The organism is Crassaminicella profunda (assembly GCF_019884785.1).
Lineage (GTDB): Bacteria > Bacillota > Clostridia > Peptostreptococcales > Thermotaleaceae > Crassaminicella > Crassaminicella profunda.
Window position 1 is genome coordinate 693,275 of the sequence record NZ_CP082326.1, and the last position, 18,325, is coordinate 711,599.

Sequence of the window (18,325 nt, forward strand, 5' to 3'; positions counted from 1 at the left end):
AATAGTTTATAAGTTGACAAAGCAAAATTGTACCAGTAGGTAAATTTATGAGTGAATGTTGTTTAACAGAGGAGTAAAAAAATTAAAGTTTTAATCAAAGGAACCAATTGAACAGTTAGATTCATTAACTGAAGTTACAATAGTTTTCGGATTCAGCAACTAACTATAAAGAGGGAGATATATATGGAATTTATTACACATTCATTTCGATATGGATTAGAAATTTTTCAAACTCAACCTGATTTTAATAGATTGTGGCTAGAAGTTATACAGGAGTTAAATCGAATTACAGATTATGATATTATAACTTACTTTAATTCTCAAACAAGACGAGCTAAAAGTATTTCTGATGCAATAAATCATCTTATAGATGAAAGACTGAGAGCAAGGGGGTGGAATTCTCAAAGCAATATTTTTAATGAATCAGAATACAGATCAACAGGTAGAAATAGTAGTTGGAGATTGGATTTTGCAAAAGATGATATATCTATTGAAGTTGCATTTAATCATGGTGAAGCTGTAGCTTGGAATTTGATAAAGCCAGTATTAGCAAGTGAATTAAATCATGTAGAGAAAGCGATTCAGACAAGAGCTGGAATTTTAATTTGTGCTACAGATGAAATGAAAAGAGCAGGAGGTTTTGATGGTTCTGTAGGAACATATGAAAAATATTTACAGTACTTAAGACCTCTTAATAATTTGTTAACGGTACCTATGGTAGTTGTTGGATTATTGGCACCTAGGACATTTAGGATAGAACACTATAAAGACGGTAGAAATACATATGGAAGGGTAGTTTATTTGGAGTAAAATAGGTAAATATATATTTGCTTAAAGTTTGTTGATTACATAGTTGAAGTTAAGTTGGAGCTAGGGAAACATCTAAAAAAGTGAAGATTTTTTATAAATTCTTTTTCTAATGGGGATTAAATTATTACTTCATATAATTAGTTACTTTAAGATGGATTTTATAGCTTCATAAAATTAGAAATTTATTATTGTTTGTTTATAGATTAACGAAGTTAATTTGATTCAAGGTGTAAATTTCTGATAATAACTTAATTTAGAGACTGTTATGAAAAAAATGAAGGCAATAAAAAAATAGGGGGTGTAGGGGAGTTTCATACCTGTAGTCACAAGGGTACTTAGGTATATTTTTTTTGAAACGTCGAAGAAAAACTAGGTTTCCCGGGCACTAAAAGTTTTCAGAAGATGGACCATACCTAAAGTAAACTAATAGTGTGATGAGGATATACGACTATCAATGCAATGCTTAAGCCTAGATATTGTCAAAAATGCAAAAGATTCTGATTGATTTCAACGCTAAAACTGAACTCGGTAAATCCGATTGTCTGGGATTGTAGAGGGATTAGGGAGTACATGGACAAAGTTGTTAAGTAGGTCCGGTTTTTATCCCAAATTCAAGAGAAAATTGAGAAATCTAAAGAGGCTATAGAGAGTGTGTAGGGAAGAAGAAAGGGATTAAAAATTTGAAGAGGTCCGGTGGTTTGAAAATTGTATTTATTCAAGCATAACTTTATTTTGGTTTTATTAATAAAAGAATGTGATAAAAAGAGGGATATTTTATAGAAGACTTATCAATATATGCATAAACAATCAAAAAATATTCTATCAACGAAATAGAGATAGAAGTATTCACAAAAGAAAAGATTGCATTTGAAAGATTAGAGGTTACAAAAAGGAAGTTGTAGGGTAAAATAAACATTATATAAAAAATATGGAAATTATTTATTATAGTTTTCAAATTAAATCTGTTGACAACATAATTTATAAATGGGGAGTGTTAAAAGCATTATTAGAAAATGTGTTTAGTGAAAATAATGAGGAGGTTATATATGAACAATTATGTACCTTATAATAAATATTCACCAATAGCTATTGAGAAATATGCAAAAAGATTAGAAAACTATACTTTCAAGAGTATTTTACCCGACGAATATAAAAATTATAAAGGCAAAGGAGGGTTAGGGCAATTATTAGAAAAATACTATTTTCTATATGAGCCTAATAGCGACAAGAATCCTGATTTTAAAGAAGCTGGTGTTGAGTTAAAAGTATCTCCATATAAAATAAATAAAAATGGCTCGTATTCTGCAAAAGAAAGATTAGTTTTAAATATAATTAATTATATGGACATTGTTTACGAGTCATTTGAGACTAGTACTTTCTTACATAAAAATAAACTGATTCTACTTATCTATTATTTATATGAAAAAGAAATTAATAGATTAGATTATAAAATTAATCATGTTCAATTATTTTCATTTCCAGAAAGCGATTTGAAAATAATTAAAGATGATTGGGAGAAAATAGTAAGTAAAATCAGGCAAGGAAAAGCTCATGAATTATCAGAAGGAGATACGTTTTATTTGGGTGCATGTACTAAAGGTAAAAATAAAAGTTCATTACGAGAACAACCTTACTCTAAAGCTAAATCAATGCAACGAGCTTTTTCATTAAAAAATAAATATATGACCCATGTATTAAATGATTATATAGTACCCCGAAGACCTACTTATGAGCCTCAAAATGAAGAAGTATTATTAGTAAGCGAGAGCTCTGTCAACTATAATTCAAATGGTGTAACGGCTTATGAACCAATAATAAAGGATGTATTAACACTTGAAAATACTACATTTGAATCCTATATTATTAATAAAATTAATATTAACAAAGGAAAGAGTATTGATGAATTGGCAACACAGTACTCTGTTAAAATTGGGAACTTGAAGAATTTTGCTTCTAAAGTGGCTCTAAAAATGCTAGGAGTTAATTCAAAAAATGCACTAGAATTTGAAAAGGCTAATATTAAAGTAAAGGCTATTCGAATAGAAAAAAACGGAAAAATTAAGGAGCATATGTCTTTTCCAACTTTTAAATTTAAAGAAATAGTTACACAAAATTGGGAAGAATCTGATTTTCGAAATATATTATATGAAACAAAATTTTTATTTGTTATATTTAGATATGATGAAAATGATGTTTTAAGACTTTATAAAGGTATGTTTTGGAATATGCCTCTTAAAGATTTAGATACAGAAGTAAAGCGTGTATGGGAAAAAACAGTAAATGTTATACAAAATGGAATTTCAACTTGGAAAAAAGGAAAAAGAGAGTTTAATAATCTTCCATCTCCTTCTGAAAACCCTGTATCACACGTACGACCACATGCTAAAAATAAGGCAGATATATATATTCTTCCAGATGGTCGTAAATTTACGAAGCAATGTTTTTGGTTGAACAATTCATATATTTTAAAGCAAATTGAAAAGGAGTGATATATATAGCCGGATATATCTTTAGCTTGGATAACTTAGATTCATTGAATTTATGTATTGAAACGGGTGTATATAGTACAAATTTAAAGGAAATTAAAAATGGTCTTTGGAGTAGACCTCAAGAGGGTACATTTGCTGATTATTTTAGTATGAAAGCTGGAGACAATGTATATTTTTTTATTAAGAGAAAGATATATGGTATAGGAGAATTAATAAATATTGGATATGATTGTAAATATCTTAATTATCCTAAAGCGGATATACCTGTAAATTATGATTTTAATACAATAAAATCCAAAATGTTATTGAATAAGGATAAGCAAAATTTAAATAATAGATATCTATGTACTTTTAAAGCATCTCCGAATTTCTTTGAAATGGGGATTGATATGGATGATGTATTATCTTCAAATCCTAAAAGTTTTCGTATGTTAAGAGCTTTTTGGAGACTATCTTTTATAAAAATAGATGAAGAAGAAAATAAAGCATTAAGAGATATTATTTTGAAAAGAAATGAAAAATATATTATGAAAAATAACGGTGTTTTTCCTTTTTATGATAAGGTGCATACTGCTATTCAATCTAAAGTTAATAGTGATTATAAGATTTCATCAAAAGAAATACTAAAATACTGTTCAGATGATGATTACATTAAACATGAAATGGCTTTAGAAGTTAGTCTAATTGATATATTAGCTAATACTAATCACCGTATTTTTGGAAATTGGGACTATATTTCTCATCAAGTAATAGCTTCCCCTTTTAAGCACATAGATTATATGGATAAAATGGATGTGTTTGGATATAAATATATACCTAATTTTGATACTATTTCTCAATATATTTTAATTGAGATAAAAAGAAATAAAGCAACAAAAGATGCTATTAATCAAATAATGAAATATGTTGATTGGATAAATCAAGAATATACTTTTGGAGATTATTCGATGATACAAGCATTTCTTGTGTGCTATGAATTTCCTCAAGATGTTATTGATTATAAAAATAATATATGTATTAGAAACTTTACTAAAGGTAGAAGACCAACTATATCAGATACTTGGACTAATGTTAGATTAATAAAATATTTTTTTGACCCAAAAGATAGGAAATTAAAATTCAAAGAAATTAAGTAGAGGTCTATTATGACCTCTACTCTTCATTGTTAAATATTTCATTAAGTGTATTTCCCATTTTTTCAACTAAACCAACGACTAAAGCATTTCCCATACAAAAGTATCTAAACCGTTCAGACATTCCCGTATTTGTCCAATTATCATCAAAACCATTTAAGCGCTCGCACTCAATAGGAGTTAATTTTCTTCTCCTGCCTGTTTGTGGATCTTCAATTATATGGGTACTTCTATTTTTCGAAGATTCAGATGTTAACATAGTTCGACCTGGCTTATCTATAGGGTCTGGAAATGCTATTTGTCCTTCTGAAAAGGTGTATGCATGTCCAGTTTTACTAGTTCTCTGGATTTTTTTTGGCCCTTTCATAGCTTTCCACTTATCTAGTTCACCATTTAAATAATATTTCTCATCAACATCCGTTTCTAGTATATCTTTAAGTAACATAAATTCTCCATCATATTTAGGTATGGTTTCTTCTGTATATATATTTCCACTACTCATGATTCCTGAATTCTTGAATATAAAACTAAAGTTATCTGAAATATCAATAATACTATCAAAGTTAAAATCTATTCCATTAGACGTTTTAATATCTTCATGGATTGGAAATTGATTTTGAAAAAAACCTTTAGTGTGAATCAAATCCTTAAATTCAACGCCAATTAAATTTCTAGAGTATTTTGTATTATCCTTAAAGGCGAATATAAAAACTCTTCTTCTCCTTTGAGGAAATCCATACTCTGCCGCATTGATTACTCTCCATTCTACGGAATAGCCCAACTGTGAAAAGCATGCTAGCATAACTCCAAAATCTCTTCCTCTTTGACTTGCTGGAGATTTCAATAATCTATCTACATTTTCCAAAAGAACAAAAGAAGGATTTTTAGCTTTTAATGTATTGTATATTTCCCACCAGAGAACCCCTTTCTTACCTTGCATACCTTGTGCTCCTGTAGCGGCTACAGAATAGTCTTGGCAAGGGAATCCACCGACAAGTAAGTTATGATTTGGAATTTGTTCTTTATCTATTTTACCTATATCTTTATTAATATAAAATTCATTCTTACCAAAATGTTGCATATAACATTGAAATGCATCTTGAGCTTTTCTGCTAGGTTCCCATTGATTAGCCCAAACAAAATTCCAATTATCTGAAGACTTTTTTAATCCTAAGTGAAAGCCGCCTACTCCAGCAAAAAGTTCTACTACTGTTTTATCCATATTTAAATCCTCCAATGCTATATTTTTTTTCTTTTTTGTATTTCTGAATTAATTAATTCTACTGCTTTATCAGAAAAATTTTTACCTGTTCCATAGGTTAAAATAGCGTCTTTAACCTTATCTGTTATATAAATTTTAGCACCTTTCTTTTTTTCGTTTTCCTTAAGTGGAATTCTTCCTGCTCCTACTCTAGGTCCACCTCTATTTTCTCTTTGCACAATTCCACCCCACTGTAGTAATTTTATCAAAATTAATTATAGCATATACATTTTGATTTACAAACCCCTTTTTTCAAACGTATGTTCCTAGTGTAGTATCTCCAAATCACTTATACTAGTATACAGTTTTTTATTCTATTAATAAACTTTTGCTCAATAATTAAAAAATCTTACAATGTGAATTATACAGATAAGATATTTATGAATTTAATTAACGCTAGAAGCTATCATGCAAAAATATTTGAACTATTATATCTTTTCTCTATAGCTCAAACAATGTGGAAAAAAGAGGAATCCTGTATATTTTATAGAAATCATTCATAGATAAAAATATCCCAATAATCGCTAAATTAAACATATTACTATAAATTTTACTAAGTAGGTGATTACATGAAAACCAAAAACCAATCCATAAGACTAGGAAGTGTTGCAGAAGATTTATTCATAGAAATATTCACAGAAACCTTTGGACCTGAGAATACGAAATACTTAGCCATACAATATCCTTTTATTGATATATACGGAAATCATAGATATATAGATTTTGCTTTAGAAAGTGAAGGAGAAAAAGTTGCTATAGAAATAGATGGTGAGAATTGGCACAACCCTTCAAAGGTATCTCAAAATAAGTATTATGATGATTTACTCAAGCAAAACAGTTTGATGTATAATTATTGGAAAGTTTATAGATGGGTATATAATCAACTAAAAACTACTCCTGAGAAAGTAAAGGATGAGCTTTTAACCTTTCTAGGAGAGTTGCCTATGTTTAAAGAATTAGAAGATTATTTACCAAAACAAAAAGGAAAAGCCTTTGTCCTAAAGGATCATCAATCAGAAGCTATTGAAAACCTTGAAAAGATGAGAAAAAACAATGAAAGTATTGCCCTTTTATATCATGCAACAGGGACAGGTAAAACCATAACAGCTGTAACAGATGCGAAAAAATTAGGAAAGAGAACTTTATTTTTAGCACATACAAAGGAGTTAGTCGATCAAGCTAAAAAATCCTTTGAAGAAGCTTGGGAAGAAGTCTCCTGTGGTATTTATATGGGAGAGGAAAAAGAGAAAGAATCCCATGTTGTTTGTGCTAGTATTCAAAGTATTAGCAATCATTTAGAAAAGTTCAAACCAGAAGACTTTGGATATGTTGTAATAGATGAAGCCCATCATGGGACAGCAGATACTTATAGAAAAATCTTAGGATATTTCAAATCACAATTTACTTTAGGGCTTACAGCAACTCCTGAGAGAAGTGATGGAGAAGATATTTTAGAATTATTCAAAAATGTGGCACATAAATTGGATTTAAAAACAGCTGTAGAAATAGGAGAATTAGTACCTATTAGATGTATAAGAGTAAAAACAAATGTAGATTTAACTTCTGTAAGGATTAATGGGATCAAATATAATTCACAGGATTTAGAAAGTAAATTATTTGTACCTGAAAGGAATCAATTGATTATAGATACCTATCTTAAATATGTTAAAAATAGAAAAACGGTAGTCTTTTGTGCTTCTGTATTTCATGCAGAAGAGATAGCTGGTCTTTTCAAGGAAGTTGGAATAAATGCAGAATCAGTATCAGGAAGAACGAAACCAAAGCAAAGGGATAAAATATTAAAATCCTATGAAGAGGGAGATATACAAGTATTGTGTGCTTGTGATTTGTTAAATGAAGGTTGGGATAGTCCGAAAACAGAAGTTTTATTTATGGCAAGACCAACCATGTCAAAAACTATTTATATGCAACAGTTAGGGCGAGGAACTAGAAAAGCTAAAGGGAAAGATTATTTGATGGTTTTTGACTTTATAGATAATGCCAATTTGTTCAATATGCCTTTATCTGCACATAGGATGTTTGATTTATCAAAATACGTTCCAGGGGATTATGTAGTTGCATCTAATAAGCAGAGAAAAATAGATTTAGATTTACATAGAAAAGGAGAAAAACCGACCGTATTACTTGATTTTCCTGTAGATGTATCGGATTATGAAATCATTGATTTATTTAATTGGCAAAAGGAAGTAAAAGATTTAATCTCTCAGATAGAATTTGTAAGAATGGTAGATGTTCAATCTGAAACATTGAGTAGATATATAAGAGAAGGAAAGATTATACCTGATTTACAAGTACCAATGGGAAGTAGAACCTTTAAATATTTCAGTGAAGAAACTGTTAAAAGATATGCAAAAGAATTTGGATGGGAGATTATCAACGCTGCAAATATGAAAGATAAGTTTATGGAAATGGTGAAAACTATGGATATGTCTTATTCCTATAAGCCTGTCTTATTAAAAGCTATGCTAGAAGAAGCAGACGAAAAAGGAAAAGTTTTGTTAGAAGATATTGTAGATTATTTTATAGATTTTTATGAAGATAGAAAAAGTAGAGGACTTCAAGCAGAAAAGAAAAGATGTATCTACAATAAAGAGGTAGTAAATAGAAAAGACGTTAGAAGAAATATTTTATCTAATCCATTTAAGAGGTTTGAAGATATGAAATTTATGGAAAAATGTAAAGAAGTAGAGTATGTAAGATTTAATCGACATATTTGGAAGCGGTTAAGTAATAAAGAAAAAATGTGGATAGATGAGTGGTGTGATGAGAAGTTAAAAAAATATTTTGGGGATATGTAGATATAATATTTTTCCTTTTTGAATTCATTATAGTAGGATTATTATATTTTTATAGTCATATTGATAAAATAAGGGAAGTTGTATAGGAAGAATTAACCGAAAACGCAAAAATGCAACAGTTAAAGCAATGGAAGGAATTTTACTAAGGAGAGAAATACCATGAATTATTCATTATTAAAGAAATTTACAATCAATTTTTTTATGGTACTTGTAGTAAGAAGTATATTCATTTTTATTTCTAGATTCTTAGAGTTTGAAATATATAGCCGTATAAGTGTATCTATAGGATTAGCTATAGGTCTAACTTATGGACAATGGGTGAGAGAGAATAGAAGTTAGAAAAAGAGCCTTGCAAAGAGAATGTCAATCTTTTTGCAAAGCTCTTTTGAATTATTAAAGATGTTTTTGAAAAAACTAATTGTTTTGATCCATAATCAATCCTTGAACAAAAAACGGTACGAAATTCTTTTTATCCCACTTCAAATAGGTTTGGATAGCTCCTAGATTATCTGAATTGTTGATGCCGATGATCCTTTGTAGTCCTAAAAGCATATAGCGTTCATTATAGTTTTGGATAATTGGGGAGAGGTTTCCTAGAGCTAATACTCCTCCATCTGTGGGTTTTAATAGTTTACCATTTTTATCATAAACCCCAGCATCTATATACATTTTTTTGTTAGAGCTTACATCTATTATGAATTTTTTATCTTTCTTTTCGCTAATAACGGATACTTTGAAATCATTTTGGAATTGGGCAGAATACATGGAATAACCATTAAATTGATCATAGTCAAAAATAAGGATGGGTTGATTATTTTTTATGGTGTATAGGTAAGCGTAAATATACCTACCACTACCCCCTGTATCCATGCTGAAAAGGATATCTAATTTGTTTTTAGAGGTAAAAGGACCTAGAAATAATTGTCCATTATACCCCCCGATGTTTTTAAGAGGAATTTTTGTAGCTTGATGAGTTCTTCCGTCTTGAATAAGAATAAAAATATGATCTTCAAATTCATTTAGACTGCTTCTTTGCCCTATGAGATAGACATAGTCTAATATACCATCTCCGTTTATATCCCCTTGTTTAAAATCAAGGATATGGTATGGATAAGGATAAGGATTCATTTTAACCTCCTCATGAAAAAGTTGTTTTTATAAATATAATATGAGAAGTGTTCAAAAAAGGTCTAAAGTTAAGGAAAGCAGGATGGTTGTACTTTTTAGAGCATTACTGATAAAATAAAAGAGTTAAGATGATATATTATAAATAAGAGGTGCTTTATGAAAAAAATAATCATAGGTTTACTATCTTTACTCATACTCATCATTGCAGTATTTTCTTTTCTACGTTCTGATCATCTAAGTGAAGATATAGCTTTAAAAAACACAATCATCGAAACCGTAGAAAATTCCAGTGAAGTTGATTTTTCTACCATCACTGATTTTGACTTTGACAAGATGTATATCTTGCACCCTTACACACCTGTGAATAGGGTTTTAGAAGAGGAAGGAATAAAGCCTTCGAATGATCACTTCAATATTGAACTTTTTGATGATATCAATATGCTTGCCTTTGTAAAGGGAGATACACTAGTGGCTTTTGTAGAACTTCCAAGGGATATTTGTAAGGCCCAGTTTGATAAAAATATCATGAAGTTTAATAAAGAAGAGACGAAGTTTAATATTTTACAAGAAGAAAAGACCATTGTTTTTGAATAATTGGAGGATCAAATTAAAATGACGAAGGATTATTACAATCAAAATGCAAAAGAATTTGTAGAAAACACCTTAAATGCTGATATGACCTCTCTTTATAATCGGTTTGAGAAATACTTAAAAAAAGGAGATAAGATCTTAGATCTTGGTTGTGGTTCTGGACGGGATAGTCTATATTTTATAAGTAAAGGCTATGAAGTTGTAGCAGCTGATTATTCGGAAGCATTGGTGAAAATGGCGAGTGATTTATTAGATCAAGAAGTCATGATGCTAGATATGAGAGAGATGAACTTTTGTGATGAGTTTCATGGGATTTGGGCATGTGCTTCTATTTTGCATATAAGTAGAGACGAAATGGAAAAAGTGATGGCTAATTGTGAGAGAGCGTTAAAGCAGGGAGGCATCTTTTACTTATCTTTTAAGTATGGAAATAAAGAAGCATTTAGAAATGAAAGATTTTTTAATGATTATAATGAAGGAAGCTTTGAGGATTTGATGAAGGGTTTCCCAGGGTTAAAGGTTTTAGAGACATGGAAAACAAGGGATGTTCGAGTAGGTAGGGAAGATGAATGTTGGTTGAATATTTTGATGGTATTAATATAGTTGTACTTTTTATACATATCTTGATAAACTAAGAAGAGCTAGTAAAACATATTCTAAGGAGAGAAAGCAGGATGAAAAATATAATTTTAAAGAAATTTTTAATGAGCTTTTTAATGACATTTGTAGGTTTTGAGGCATTAAATTATGCTTTTGGATCTGCTAAATTTGGGCTACAAACAAGTTTAACAGTTGCTTTGGGAATGGCTGTTGGGATGACGGGTGAAAAATGGATTAGAGGTGCTCTTAAGAAGTAGATTTTAACAATAGGAAAAACCGCAGATGTGAGAAAAGATGAGTTTTGGCTAAATGTAATCCTTAAAAAATAACGTGATAAATTTATTAAAAAAGTAAACACTAATAAAAAGTAAAAACCATATAGGAGAATTATTATGGATAAGGATGATTTAGTAAGGAAAGCTTATGAAATTAGTGATAGATATCATGTTATCTTAAAGGGAAATATAAAGATTGCAAGAGATGTTAATTGCATATTGTTTGGTCATTATTGCAAGAGCACCTTATTTTATAAGGACTTTTTTAGGGTGCTTAAAGATACTTTAAAGGTAAATAGCGTTGCTAATAAGAATTTAAAAGAAGTAAAGAAGATGGTAAAGTCAGCAGGTTACAAGAATGTATGGACAAAGGGTGTTTTCTCTATATACGGAGATTTAAGACCATTAGCTGTAACGGCTGGTTTTGGGAAATGGGGAGAAACCGGAATTATTGAAAATGAAGAATATGGATCAGATTTTTTGATTACGGCAATATTTTATAAGTAAGGATATTTAGTACCCTTTTATTAAGAAGTTTGTGTGGGAGTTATGGAGATATGGATTTTATAGTGAGTCTTTTGATAATGTAAAGAGCTTTTTAAAGAGAAATTAAATCTCTTTAAAAAGCTCTTTTGTATTATAAATTATTCGTATTTAGGGAGTGTAATTGTGGCTTTAAATAAATCTCCATCTATTTCAATATGAAAATCACCCTTTTGTAAGATTACAAGACTTTTGGCAATGGATAATCCAAGTCCGCTACCTTCACTGCTTCTAGATTCATCTCCTCGTGTGAATCGTTCCATGAGCTCTGTTTCGTGGATATTGAGTTCCTGGGCAGAGATATTTTTTAGGATGATAGAGGCATGATTCTTTGAATCCACAATATCAATATATACTCTAGAGTTTGAAAGGGCATATTTGAATATATTAAATAGAAGGTTTTCTAGGACACGCCACAATAGTTTTCCATCTGCTCGAACAAATATTTTTTCTTTAGGAAGCTGAAATTTGAAGTCTAATCCAGAGGATACTATTTTTTCATCTAATTCTACAAGTCCTTGGGTGAGAAGTGAATTGATTTCTACTTTTTCTAGATGAACAGGCATATCTCCACTAGATGCTTTTGAGGCTTCAAATAAATCATCTGTCAAGGTTTTGAGTCTTAAGGATTTTTGATCTAGTACTTCTAGGTATTGGGGTCCTTTTTTTGAGTCAAGTCCTTCTTTTTTTAGTAAATCAACATAGGTGATAATGGATGTCAATGGGGTTCTAATGTCATGGGATACATTGCTAAGGAGTTCTGTTTTTAGTCGTTCGCTTTTTAGTTCATTGTCAACGGCGGATTTTAACCCCTTTGCAATGTCATTGATATCATCACCAAGACTTCCATAAATGCCTGTTGTGAGGGTGGTGATGTGATAATCAAGCTCTCCTTTTTTTATATGTTCAATTCCTTTTATAATACTTTTTAAGTCAGTTGCCTTATTAGGTGTAGGAATCATTCTTAAGACAATAGGGGCACAACTGAATAGCTTTTTTATATAGGAATATATTTTTTGAGGTATTTTATAGTATAGATTATGGGTAAATATGGTTTTATTTTTTATATGCTTTGCAATGGACAATAATAAATAAATGCTCAAAGCACTTATAAGTATACTTGTAGGGATAAAGATATAATACCCTAGATCAATAGATTCAAAGGCAATCATTATTAATAGACTCACAACCATGATTACTATAAGTATATGTATATCTATATATAATTTATCTAAGGCTCTTAAATGGATTTTTCCATCCTCGTCTCGTTTGCCTACTGCTAAAAAAAGGTAAATAAGGGAGAGAAAGAATAATACCATAAAAATACTACCAAAACTAAAACCTTTTACAATTAGTTTGCAATCATGATTCCAATTTTGTACTCTAGGCTTTAAAAAGGTATCATTTAATCCTACATACATAATATCTTGTGGATAGGATTTAAGGTTATGATGAATAGGTTTTAGTTTAGGGGAAGCTACAGTTCCATCTTTATCAAACAACAAATAAACTGGATAGGACTTAAAGAAAGCTTTGTTCCCATTAGAAACATTTGTATAGCTAAATTCTTCGGCGTCTGATAGTTGAGTGGATATATAGTAGGACAGTCCCTTAACACTTTTTAATTCCCTTTGTAATTGATCGTAAGTATTTAATTCTTTTTGGATATATTCTTCTTTGTATAATGCAAGTTCTTCAGTATATTCTTTTTCAAATAGGTCAATTAATTTTTTCTCAGGAACTGTATTGTATGGTTTTGAGCTATTTTTATAATAATTTCTTTTAAAATCTCTATAAAGGTTTTCAAGCTTCCATGAGTAGCTATAGTATCTATCTAAGTCTTTAGGCAAAGTTCCTCCGCCTTTGATGTATTCTTCACTTCTATAGCGTGTTAAGATTCTTTCTACATTGTTTGTAATATGGTTTAATTCATATTTTAAATCGTTGCTTTTTAGATAATCCTTTTGAAAAGCTGCTTCAAAGGAGCTAGCTGTATTTTCATTTAAATAAGCAAATATCGTCAAAAGGCTTGTTAAAGAAATGATTGCTAGTAAAAAAGCGATATATTTTAAATGTTTGTTAGCTTTTATATTTTTCAACTTTGTAACCAACGCCCCACACCACCTTTAAGTATTTTGGTTTCTTTGGATTGAATTCTATTTTTTCTCTGATTCTTCTGATATGAACAGCTACGGTGTTTTCTGGGTTAAAGGAAGGTTCATCCCATACATTTTCATAAATTTGATCGATGGAAAAGACTTTTCCTGCATGTTCTGTAAGAAACTTGAGTATTTTATATTCAAGGGGAGTGAGTTTGATATACTCACCATCTACTGTAGCTTCTTTTCTTTCATCATCTACAATTAATTGACCTGTTTGATAGACGTTTGTCTTTTTTGTAAAATTCCCAAGGGTTATGTATCTTCTAAGCTGGGATTTTACACGGGCAATTAGCTCTAGTGGATTAAAGGGCTTTGTAATGTAGTCATCAGCTCCCATATTTAGTCCCATGATTTTATCCATATCTTCTGATTTGGCTGAAAGCATGATAACAGGAATATTTTTTGTTTTTCTAATTTCGTTTGTAGCTTTCATACCGTTCATTTTTGGCATCATTATATCCATGATAATCAAATGGATTTCTGTATGCTCGAGTACGTTTAATGCTTCTAATCCATTGAAGGCTTTATAAATGGTATATCCTTCATTTTCAAGGTATATTTCTATTGCTTCAAGGATTTGTTGATCATCATCACAGATGAGTATGTTCATTACGGATCACCACCTAGTTTTATTACTGACATATTATACCACACCTTTCTTGATTGGGTTTATATAAATGATAGCATTGACTTCTTACAAAAGGGTTGATGGGATTCTTAAGATTTTCTTAAGATGAGTATAGCTTTGTAAAGAGAACTTAAATCTTTTTGCAAAGCTCTTTTATATGATTAAAGATTTTCTTTCAGCATGCATGTTCTTACCTTATTTCGTCAAAATTCAGATAAATACGTCGAAATATGCTATAATATAGGTGTTAAATTGGAAAGGTTGGTTATATAAGCTAATTTTTATTAGATACACGCAATTTTAGTTATTTATGAAAAGATCAACTGATTCCATGTATATTTTAAAATTGAATGTAGGAGGAATATGGATGAAAAAAATAATAAGTTTACTAAGCTTGCTGCTAATGTTTCTTCTGTTGTTTACAGCATGTGGCAAAGAAGAGACTGTAAAGACAGAAGAAGAATTAAGGGCTGAAATACGTGCAGAGCTTGAAGCAGAACAAAAGGAAAAAGAAAAGCAGAAAGCAAAAGAACAAAAGGCAGAGGAGCCTATGGAAACTGTTTATATTCTTGAGGGGACACTTATACCTAATAAACCTCCTTTTGGTACAGGGATGAAGCTAGATAAACCTATTGAGATAACAAGAAAATGGAATAATAAAAAATATACTTTTGATAAGGTGTATTTTTCAGGAGATGAAATTTATAATTATGTAGATCGAAAACATTTTGTCTTTGAGGATCCATTTATTACGATTAGCAAGGATAGTGTGATTCCTGTAAAAGTTAAATTTGATTTTAGTGAATTTGTAGAAGCTGAAGGAGTAATAGAAGATGGGCATATTTGGACGGATCAATATGAGATATTAGAGGTGAATGGTAGTAGTGATCTTGTGGATCAATCAAATGAGCCTTATCCTTTTGAGAAGGAGAAAGATAAAGAAGACTCACAAGATAAGGAACAAATTTCATTTTATGATCCTGCGAATATACAAGTAGGACAAAATATAGGTGGCCTTAAAGTATCGAGTATTGATTATGAAAAAGGAAACGCTATTACATTAGAGCTTAAAGGTAGTATGGTTGTAAAGGGGAAATTAAGAGGTTTTTTTAATGAGATGTATGAAGAAAACGAATTTTATTTTACGCCTAATACTACCCTTCTTGATAAGCCTATTCAATATACATTTAATAGTGGATGGACTAACAAAGTAAGCAATTTTGAAGGATTGGTTGATATAGCCGGATTGATAGATGAGAATATACAAAAATACATACTAGAGGGAAATGAAGTGAATGTAGAAGCAACCCTTTCAGGATTTATATTAGCTTCTAAGGATGAAAGTGAAGGCGGGCAAGGTATAAGTTTTTCAAGCTGTAGTGTTAAACCGTAAGGAATGTTGGAAAGGTTTTAAGATAAGAGCTTTGCAAAGAGAATTTAAATCTCGTTGCAAAGCTCTTTTGTATTACCATAAAGATTTCCATCACTATCCTTCTAAAACTTCTTTCCATTTTTTAAGTCCTGCTTGATCTTGACTAACATCTTGGATGATGAGTGCATTGCCAAATTCTTTTAATCTTTCTTTAACTTTGCTGGTCATTTTGAGAGCCTCTTTATTTTTTAATGTTGAAGTTCCTCGGATTTGCTCATATAAAGATGGATTGTTAATGATGATATTGATGTCTTGACCACGAAATTCTTCTAATCTTTTTAGAAGTGCAAGTAAAGCTACATGCTCTACGATGAATGCTTTTTGGTATTCTTCAAAGAAATCATCTTTGAATAAAAGTTCATTATCTTTAAAGACACGAAATCTGATTTCCATATCTTCTCCTTCGTAATAATTTGAAATTCCAAGTAAATAAGCTGTAATCATGGGTGTTCTCCTTTTGAATATGTATTTTTATTTAACATTATCACTATGGCTACATAATTTCAAGGATAATTATTTTTAAAAATTTTATTGAAACTTAGGAATTGTTTTGATAGAATGATATTGAAAAGCGATATCGAAATACGATATCGAGTGTTGATATCAAATTTTAAAGGAGCTTAACCATGAAAGAGAAGATATTGAGAAAGTTGTTTTTAGGGTTTATACAAATACATATTTTATATCATGCTAAAAAGGAGCCGATCTATGGTACATGGATGATGAAAGAGTTAGAAGAACATGGTTATAAGGTGAGTCCAGGGACTTTGTATCCCCTACTGAAGAGAATGGAGAAGGAAGGTTTATTGAAAAAGACAGAAAAAAATGTGGAGGGTAGAATCATAAAGTTTTATACAGCAACGGATCTTGGGGAAGAAATTTTAAAGGAGGCAACTAAAAAGGCGGGTCAGTTGTTCCATGAAGTGAAGGGGAAGGGGGATATAGGTTGATTGAATTTAAAAGTATATATTTAAGCTTTGACGAAAAAAAGGTATTTGAGAATTTTAATATGCAGGTTAAAAAAGGAGAAAAGGTTCTTTTAAGTGCCCCTTCTGGCAGTGGAAAATCATCTTTATTTAAATTGCTTTTAGGGTTTTTAAGACCTAAGGAAGGAGAGATTTTCTTTAGTGGGAAGAGACTACAAAAGAGTAATCTACCCTTTTTTCGAAGTCATATAGGATATGTTAGTCAAGATGTAGACTTTAGAAATACAGTTGTTTGGGATTTGTTAGTTGAAATATTTTCTTATAAACAAAATAGACAGGTAGAAATGAATAGAGGAAAGGTTTTAGCCCTTATGGAATATTTCGGGCTCTCTAAAAGTCTTATGGAAAAGGAAGTAAATCAGCTTTCAGGAGGAGAAAGACAAAGACTTGGACTGATCATTTGCATTCTTTTGGATCGACCCGTATGGCTTTTAGATGAAGTGACTTCTGGATTAGATACGGATATGAAAGAAAAAGTGGTAGAGTATGTTTTGAAGCAGGACCGAACGGTTTTGATTATATCTCATGATAAGATTTGGCGTAAAAATCATCATGTGAGAATAGAGGAGTGGTAAAAGATGCAGGGAGAGGGGATTTCTTATTTATCTATTATTAGTTTGTTTTTTTTAATCATTCCAGTTGTGATTTTAAACCATAAATTGAATATGCATATAAATAAAAAGATTTTTTATGTTATTTTTAGAATGGTGATACAGCTTAGTTTAGTAGGGATTTTTCTTCAAACCATTTTCGATAAAAATCATTCTTTGATAAACTTTTTGTATCTTGTTTTTATGATTGTGGTGGCTAGTTTTTCAACAGCTAAATCAAGTGGTTTATCTATGAAAAAATTTGTGTTTCCCTTATTTTTAGCTTTTTTGATTCCTAATGTAGCTGTATTGTTATATTTTAATTCTTTTGTTATAAACTTAGATCATCTATTTCACGCTCAATATTTGATCCCTATTGGAGGCATGTTATTAGGGAATAGCTTGAATGGGAATATTATATGCATCAACAATTTTTATAAAGCCATAAAAGAAAATGAAAAGGAATATTTTTATTATTTAAGCCTTAGTGGGAGCAAAATAGAAGTTTTAATGGTGTATTTTAAAGAAGCTATATTCTCTTCCGTAAGGCCTACTATAGCATCTATTGAAACAATAGGGTTAGTAGCTTTACCAGGGATGATGACAGGACAGATTTTAGGTGGGGCCATTCCCTTAACGGCTATAAAATATCAAATAGCGATCATGATTGCTATCTTTATAGCTAGATATTTTAGTGCTATGTTGTCCATACTATTTACAGTTTTTTATGCATTTGATGAATACGATAGATTGATGATATGATCAATGAGGAATACAACTTAAGTATATGCTTGAGTTGTATTTTTTTATAGAATTTTCATGTAAGAAAATAGGACCTATATATAAGTTTGGACAAACATGCATATTTTTTATGAAAC

The 18,325-nt window shown here is 30.3% G+C and carries 19 protein-coding genes; 13 read left to right on the forward strand and 6 right to left on the reverse strand.

The window, feature by feature from the left end:
* Window positions 1-183: 183 nt before the first annotated feature.
* The 3 genes from K7H06_RS02785 (at window position 184) to K7H06_RS02795 (ending at window position 4,435) form a co-directional block, all read left to right on the forward strand.
* Window positions 184-810 (forward strand): BglII/BstYI family type II restriction endonuclease, encoded by a 627-nt coding sequence (locus K7H06_RS02785; RefSeq protein WP_223038465.1) that lies wholly within the window; start codon window positions 184-186, stop codon window positions 808-810.
* Window positions 811-1,856: 1,046 nt separating this feature from the next.
* A complete protein-coding gene (locus K7H06_RS02790) occupies window positions 1,857-3,299 on the forward strand; it encodes a Sau3AI family type II restriction endonuclease (RefSeq protein WP_223038466.1) in 1,443 nt (480 codons plus the stop codon).
* A gap of 26 nt (window positions 3,300-3,325) precedes the next feature.
* The gene (locus K7H06_RS02795; protein ID WP_246637615.1) at window positions 3,326-4,435 is read left to right on the forward strand and encodes a PDDEXK family nuclease; all 1,110 of its coding nucleotides are present in this window, start codon (window positions 3,326-3,328) and stop codon (window positions 4,433-4,435) included.
* 16 nt (window positions 4,436-4,451) lie between these two features.
* Here the strand turns inward: K7H06_RS02795 and dcm are convergent, their stop codons facing one another.
* Together dcm and K7H06_RS02805 are read right to left on the reverse strand one after the other, a co-directional pair.
* Window positions 4,452-5,654 (reverse strand): DNA (cytosine-5-)-methyltransferase, encoded by a 1,203-nt coding sequence (gene dcm, locus K7H06_RS02800; protein WP_223038467.1) that lies wholly within the window; start codon window positions 5,652-5,654, stop codon window positions 4,452-4,454.
* A 17-nt stretch (window positions 5,655-5,671) separates the two neighbouring features.
* Window positions 5,672-5,872 (reverse strand): hypothetical protein, encoded by a 201-nt coding sequence (locus tag K7H06_RS02805; RefSeq protein WP_223038468.1) that lies wholly within the window; start codon window positions 5,870-5,872, stop codon window positions 5,672-5,674.
* 390 nt (window positions 5,873-6,262) lie between these two features.
* Between K7H06_RS02805 and K7H06_RS02810 the strand changes: the two genes are divergently transcribed.
* On the forward strand, window positions 6,263-8,512 hold the full coding sequence (locus K7H06_RS02810) for a DEAD/DEAH box helicase family protein (protein WP_223038469.1): 2,250 nt from the start codon (window positions 6,263-6,265) through the stop codon (window positions 8,510-8,512).
* A 159-nt stretch (window positions 8,513-8,671) separates the two neighbouring features.
* On the forward strand, window positions 8,672-8,851 hold the full coding sequence (locus K7H06_RS02815; protein WP_223038470.1) for a hypothetical protein: 180 nt from the start codon (window positions 8,672-8,674) through the stop codon (window positions 8,849-8,851).
* A gap of 75 nt (window positions 8,852-8,926) precedes the next feature.
* On the opposite strand, the gene K7H06_RS02820 is transcribed toward K7H06_RS02815, so the two are convergent.
* On the reverse strand, window positions 8,927-9,640 hold the full coding sequence (locus K7H06_RS02820) for a VCBS repeat-containing protein (RefSeq protein ID WP_223038471.1): 714 nt from the start codon (window positions 9,638-9,640) through the stop codon (window positions 8,927-8,929).
* Between the two features lie 156 nt (window positions 9,641-9,796).
* Between K7H06_RS02820 and K7H06_RS02825 the strand changes: the two genes are divergently transcribed.
* From K7H06_RS02825 to K7H06_RS02840, 4 genes are all read left to right on the forward strand, one after another.
* A complete protein-coding gene (locus K7H06_RS02825) occupies window positions 9,797-10,234 on the forward strand; it encodes a hypothetical protein (protein ID WP_223038472.1) in 438 nt (145 codons plus the stop codon).
* 18 nt (window positions 10,235-10,252) lie between these two features.
* Complete coding sequence (locus tag K7H06_RS02830; protein ID WP_223038473.1) at window positions 10,253-10,834, forward strand: class I SAM-dependent methyltransferase; 582 nt, start codon at window positions 10,253-10,255, stop codon at window positions 10,832-10,834.
* Between the two features lie 71 nt (window positions 10,835-10,905).
* Window positions 10,906-11,088 carry a hypothetical protein gene (locus K7H06_RS02835; RefSeq protein ID WP_223038474.1) on the forward strand — a complete coding sequence of 61 codons (183 nt, stop codon included), beginning with the start codon at window positions 10,906-10,908 and terminating at the stop codon, window positions 11,086-11,088.
* A 135-nt stretch (window positions 11,089-11,223) separates the two neighbouring features.
* Window positions 11,224-11,613, forward strand: coding sequence for a hypothetical protein (locus tag K7H06_RS02840; RefSeq protein WP_223038475.1), 390 nt, complete (start codon window positions 11,224-11,226; stop codon window positions 11,611-11,613).
* A gap of 137 nt (window positions 11,614-11,750) precedes the next feature.
* On the opposite strand, the gene K7H06_RS02845 is transcribed toward K7H06_RS02840, so the two are convergent.
* Both K7H06_RS02845 and K7H06_RS02850 read right to left on the reverse strand, forming a co-directional pair.
* On the reverse strand, window positions 11,751-13,760 hold the full coding sequence (locus K7H06_RS02845; RefSeq protein WP_223038476.1) for a sensor histidine kinase: 2,010 nt from the start codon (window positions 13,758-13,760) through the stop codon (window positions 11,751-11,753).
* Window positions 13,729-14,421, reverse strand: coding sequence for a response regulator transcription factor (locus K7H06_RS02850; RefSeq protein WP_223038477.1), 693 nt, complete (start codon window positions 14,419-14,421; stop codon window positions 13,729-13,731). Before K7H06_RS02850 ends, K7H06_RS02845 begins: the two co-directional genes overlap by 32 nt.
* 385 nt (window positions 14,422-14,806) lie before the next feature.
* Here K7H06_RS02850 and K7H06_RS02855 point away from each other — a divergent pair, with 385 nt between their 5' ends.
* A complete protein-coding gene (locus K7H06_RS02855) occupies window positions 14,807-15,832 on the forward strand; it encodes a hypothetical protein (RefSeq protein WP_223038478.1) in 1,026 nt (341 codons plus the stop codon).
* A gap of 93 nt (window positions 15,833-15,925) precedes the next feature.
* Here K7H06_RS02855 and K7H06_RS02860 read toward each other — a convergent pair whose 3' ends face one another.
* Window positions 15,926-16,315: a hypothetical protein gene (locus tag K7H06_RS02860; RefSeq protein WP_223038479.1), complete on the reverse strand. Its 390-nt coding sequence runs from the start codon at window positions 16,313-16,315 to the stop codon at window positions 15,926-15,928.
* A gap of 182 nt (window positions 16,316-16,497) precedes the next feature.
* Between K7H06_RS02860 and K7H06_RS02865 the strand changes: the two genes are divergently transcribed.
* The 3 genes from K7H06_RS02865 to K7H06_RS02875 are packed head-to-tail and all read left to right on the forward strand — an operon-like array spanning window position 16,498 to window position 18,209.
* Window positions 16,498-16,821: a PadR family transcriptional regulator gene (locus K7H06_RS02865; protein WP_223038480.1), complete on the forward strand. Its 324-nt coding sequence runs from the start codon at window positions 16,498-16,500 to the stop codon at window positions 16,819-16,821.
* Complete coding sequence (locus tag K7H06_RS02870; RefSeq protein WP_223038481.1) at window positions 16,818-17,432, forward strand: ABC transporter ATP-binding protein; 615 nt, start codon at window positions 16,818-16,820, stop codon at window positions 17,430-17,432. The genes K7H06_RS02865 and K7H06_RS02870 overlap by 4 nt, the downstream gene beginning before the upstream one ends.
* Window positions 17,433-17,435: 3 nt before the next feature.
* Window positions 17,436-18,209: an ABC transporter permease gene (locus K7H06_RS02875; protein WP_223038482.1), complete on the forward strand. Its 774-nt coding sequence runs from the start codon at window positions 17,436-17,438 to the stop codon at window positions 18,207-18,209.
* The last annotated feature ends 116 nt before the right edge of the window (window positions 18,210-18,325 follow it).

What these genes read in the sequence shown, in the direction of transcription:
- K7H06_RS02875 (WP_223038482.1), top strand. Translation starts at nt 17,436, where the DNA reads ATGCAGGGAGAGGGGATTTCTTATTTATCTATTATTAGTTTGTTTTTT.
- K7H06_RS02825 (WP_223038472.1), top strand. Translation starts at nt 9,797, where the DNA reads ATGAAAAAAATAATCATAGGTTTACTATCTTTACTCATACTCATCATT.
- K7H06_RS02830 (WP_223038473.1), top strand. Translation starts at nt 10,253, where the DNA reads ATGACGAAGGATTATTACAATCAAAATGCAAAAGAATTTGTAGAAAAC.
- K7H06_RS02785 (WP_223038465.1), top strand. Translation starts at nt 184, where the DNA reads ATGGAATTTATTACACATTCATTTCGATATGGATTAGAAATTTTTCAA.
- K7H06_RS02855 (WP_223038478.1), top strand. Translation starts at nt 14,807, where the DNA reads ATGAAAAAAATAATAAGTTTACTAAGCTTGCTGCTAATGTTTCTTCTG.
- K7H06_RS02820 (WP_223038471.1), bottom strand. Translation starts at nt 9,640, where the DNA reads ATGAATCCTTATCCTTATCCATACCATATCCTTGATTTTAAACAAGGG.
- K7H06_RS02850 (WP_223038477.1), bottom strand. Translation starts at nt 14,421, where the DNA reads ATGAACATACTCATCTGTGATGATGATCAACAAATCCTTGAAGCAATA.
- K7H06_RS02790 (WP_223038466.1), top strand. Translation starts at nt 1,857, where the DNA reads ATGAACAATTATGTACCTTATAATAAATATTCACCAATAGCTATTGAG.
- dcm (WP_223038467.1), bottom strand. Translation starts at nt 5,654, where the DNA reads ATGGATAAAACAGTAGTAGAACTTTTTGCTGGAGTAGGCGGCTTTCAC.
- K7H06_RS02810 (WP_223038469.1), top strand. Translation starts at nt 6,263, where the DNA reads ATGAAAACCAAAAACCAATCCATAAGACTAGGAAGTGTTGCAGAAGAT.
- K7H06_RS02860 (WP_223038479.1), bottom strand. Translation starts at nt 16,315, where the DNA reads ATGATTACAGCTTATTTACTTGGAATTTCAAATTATTACGAAGGAGAA.
- K7H06_RS02835 (WP_223038474.1), top strand. Translation starts at nt 10,906, where the DNA reads ATGAAAAATATAATTTTAAAGAAATTTTTAATGAGCTTTTTAATGACA.
- K7H06_RS02840 (WP_223038475.1), top strand. Translation starts at nt 11,224, where the DNA reads ATGGATAAGGATGATTTAGTAAGGAAAGCTTATGAAATTAGTGATAGA.
- K7H06_RS02865 (WP_223038480.1), top strand. Translation starts at nt 16,498, where the DNA reads ATGAAAGAGAAGATATTGAGAAAGTTGTTTTTAGGGTTTATACAAATA.
- K7H06_RS02815 (WP_223038470.1), top strand. Translation starts at nt 8,672, where the DNA reads ATGAATTATTCATTATTAAAGAAATTTACAATCAATTTTTTTATGGTA.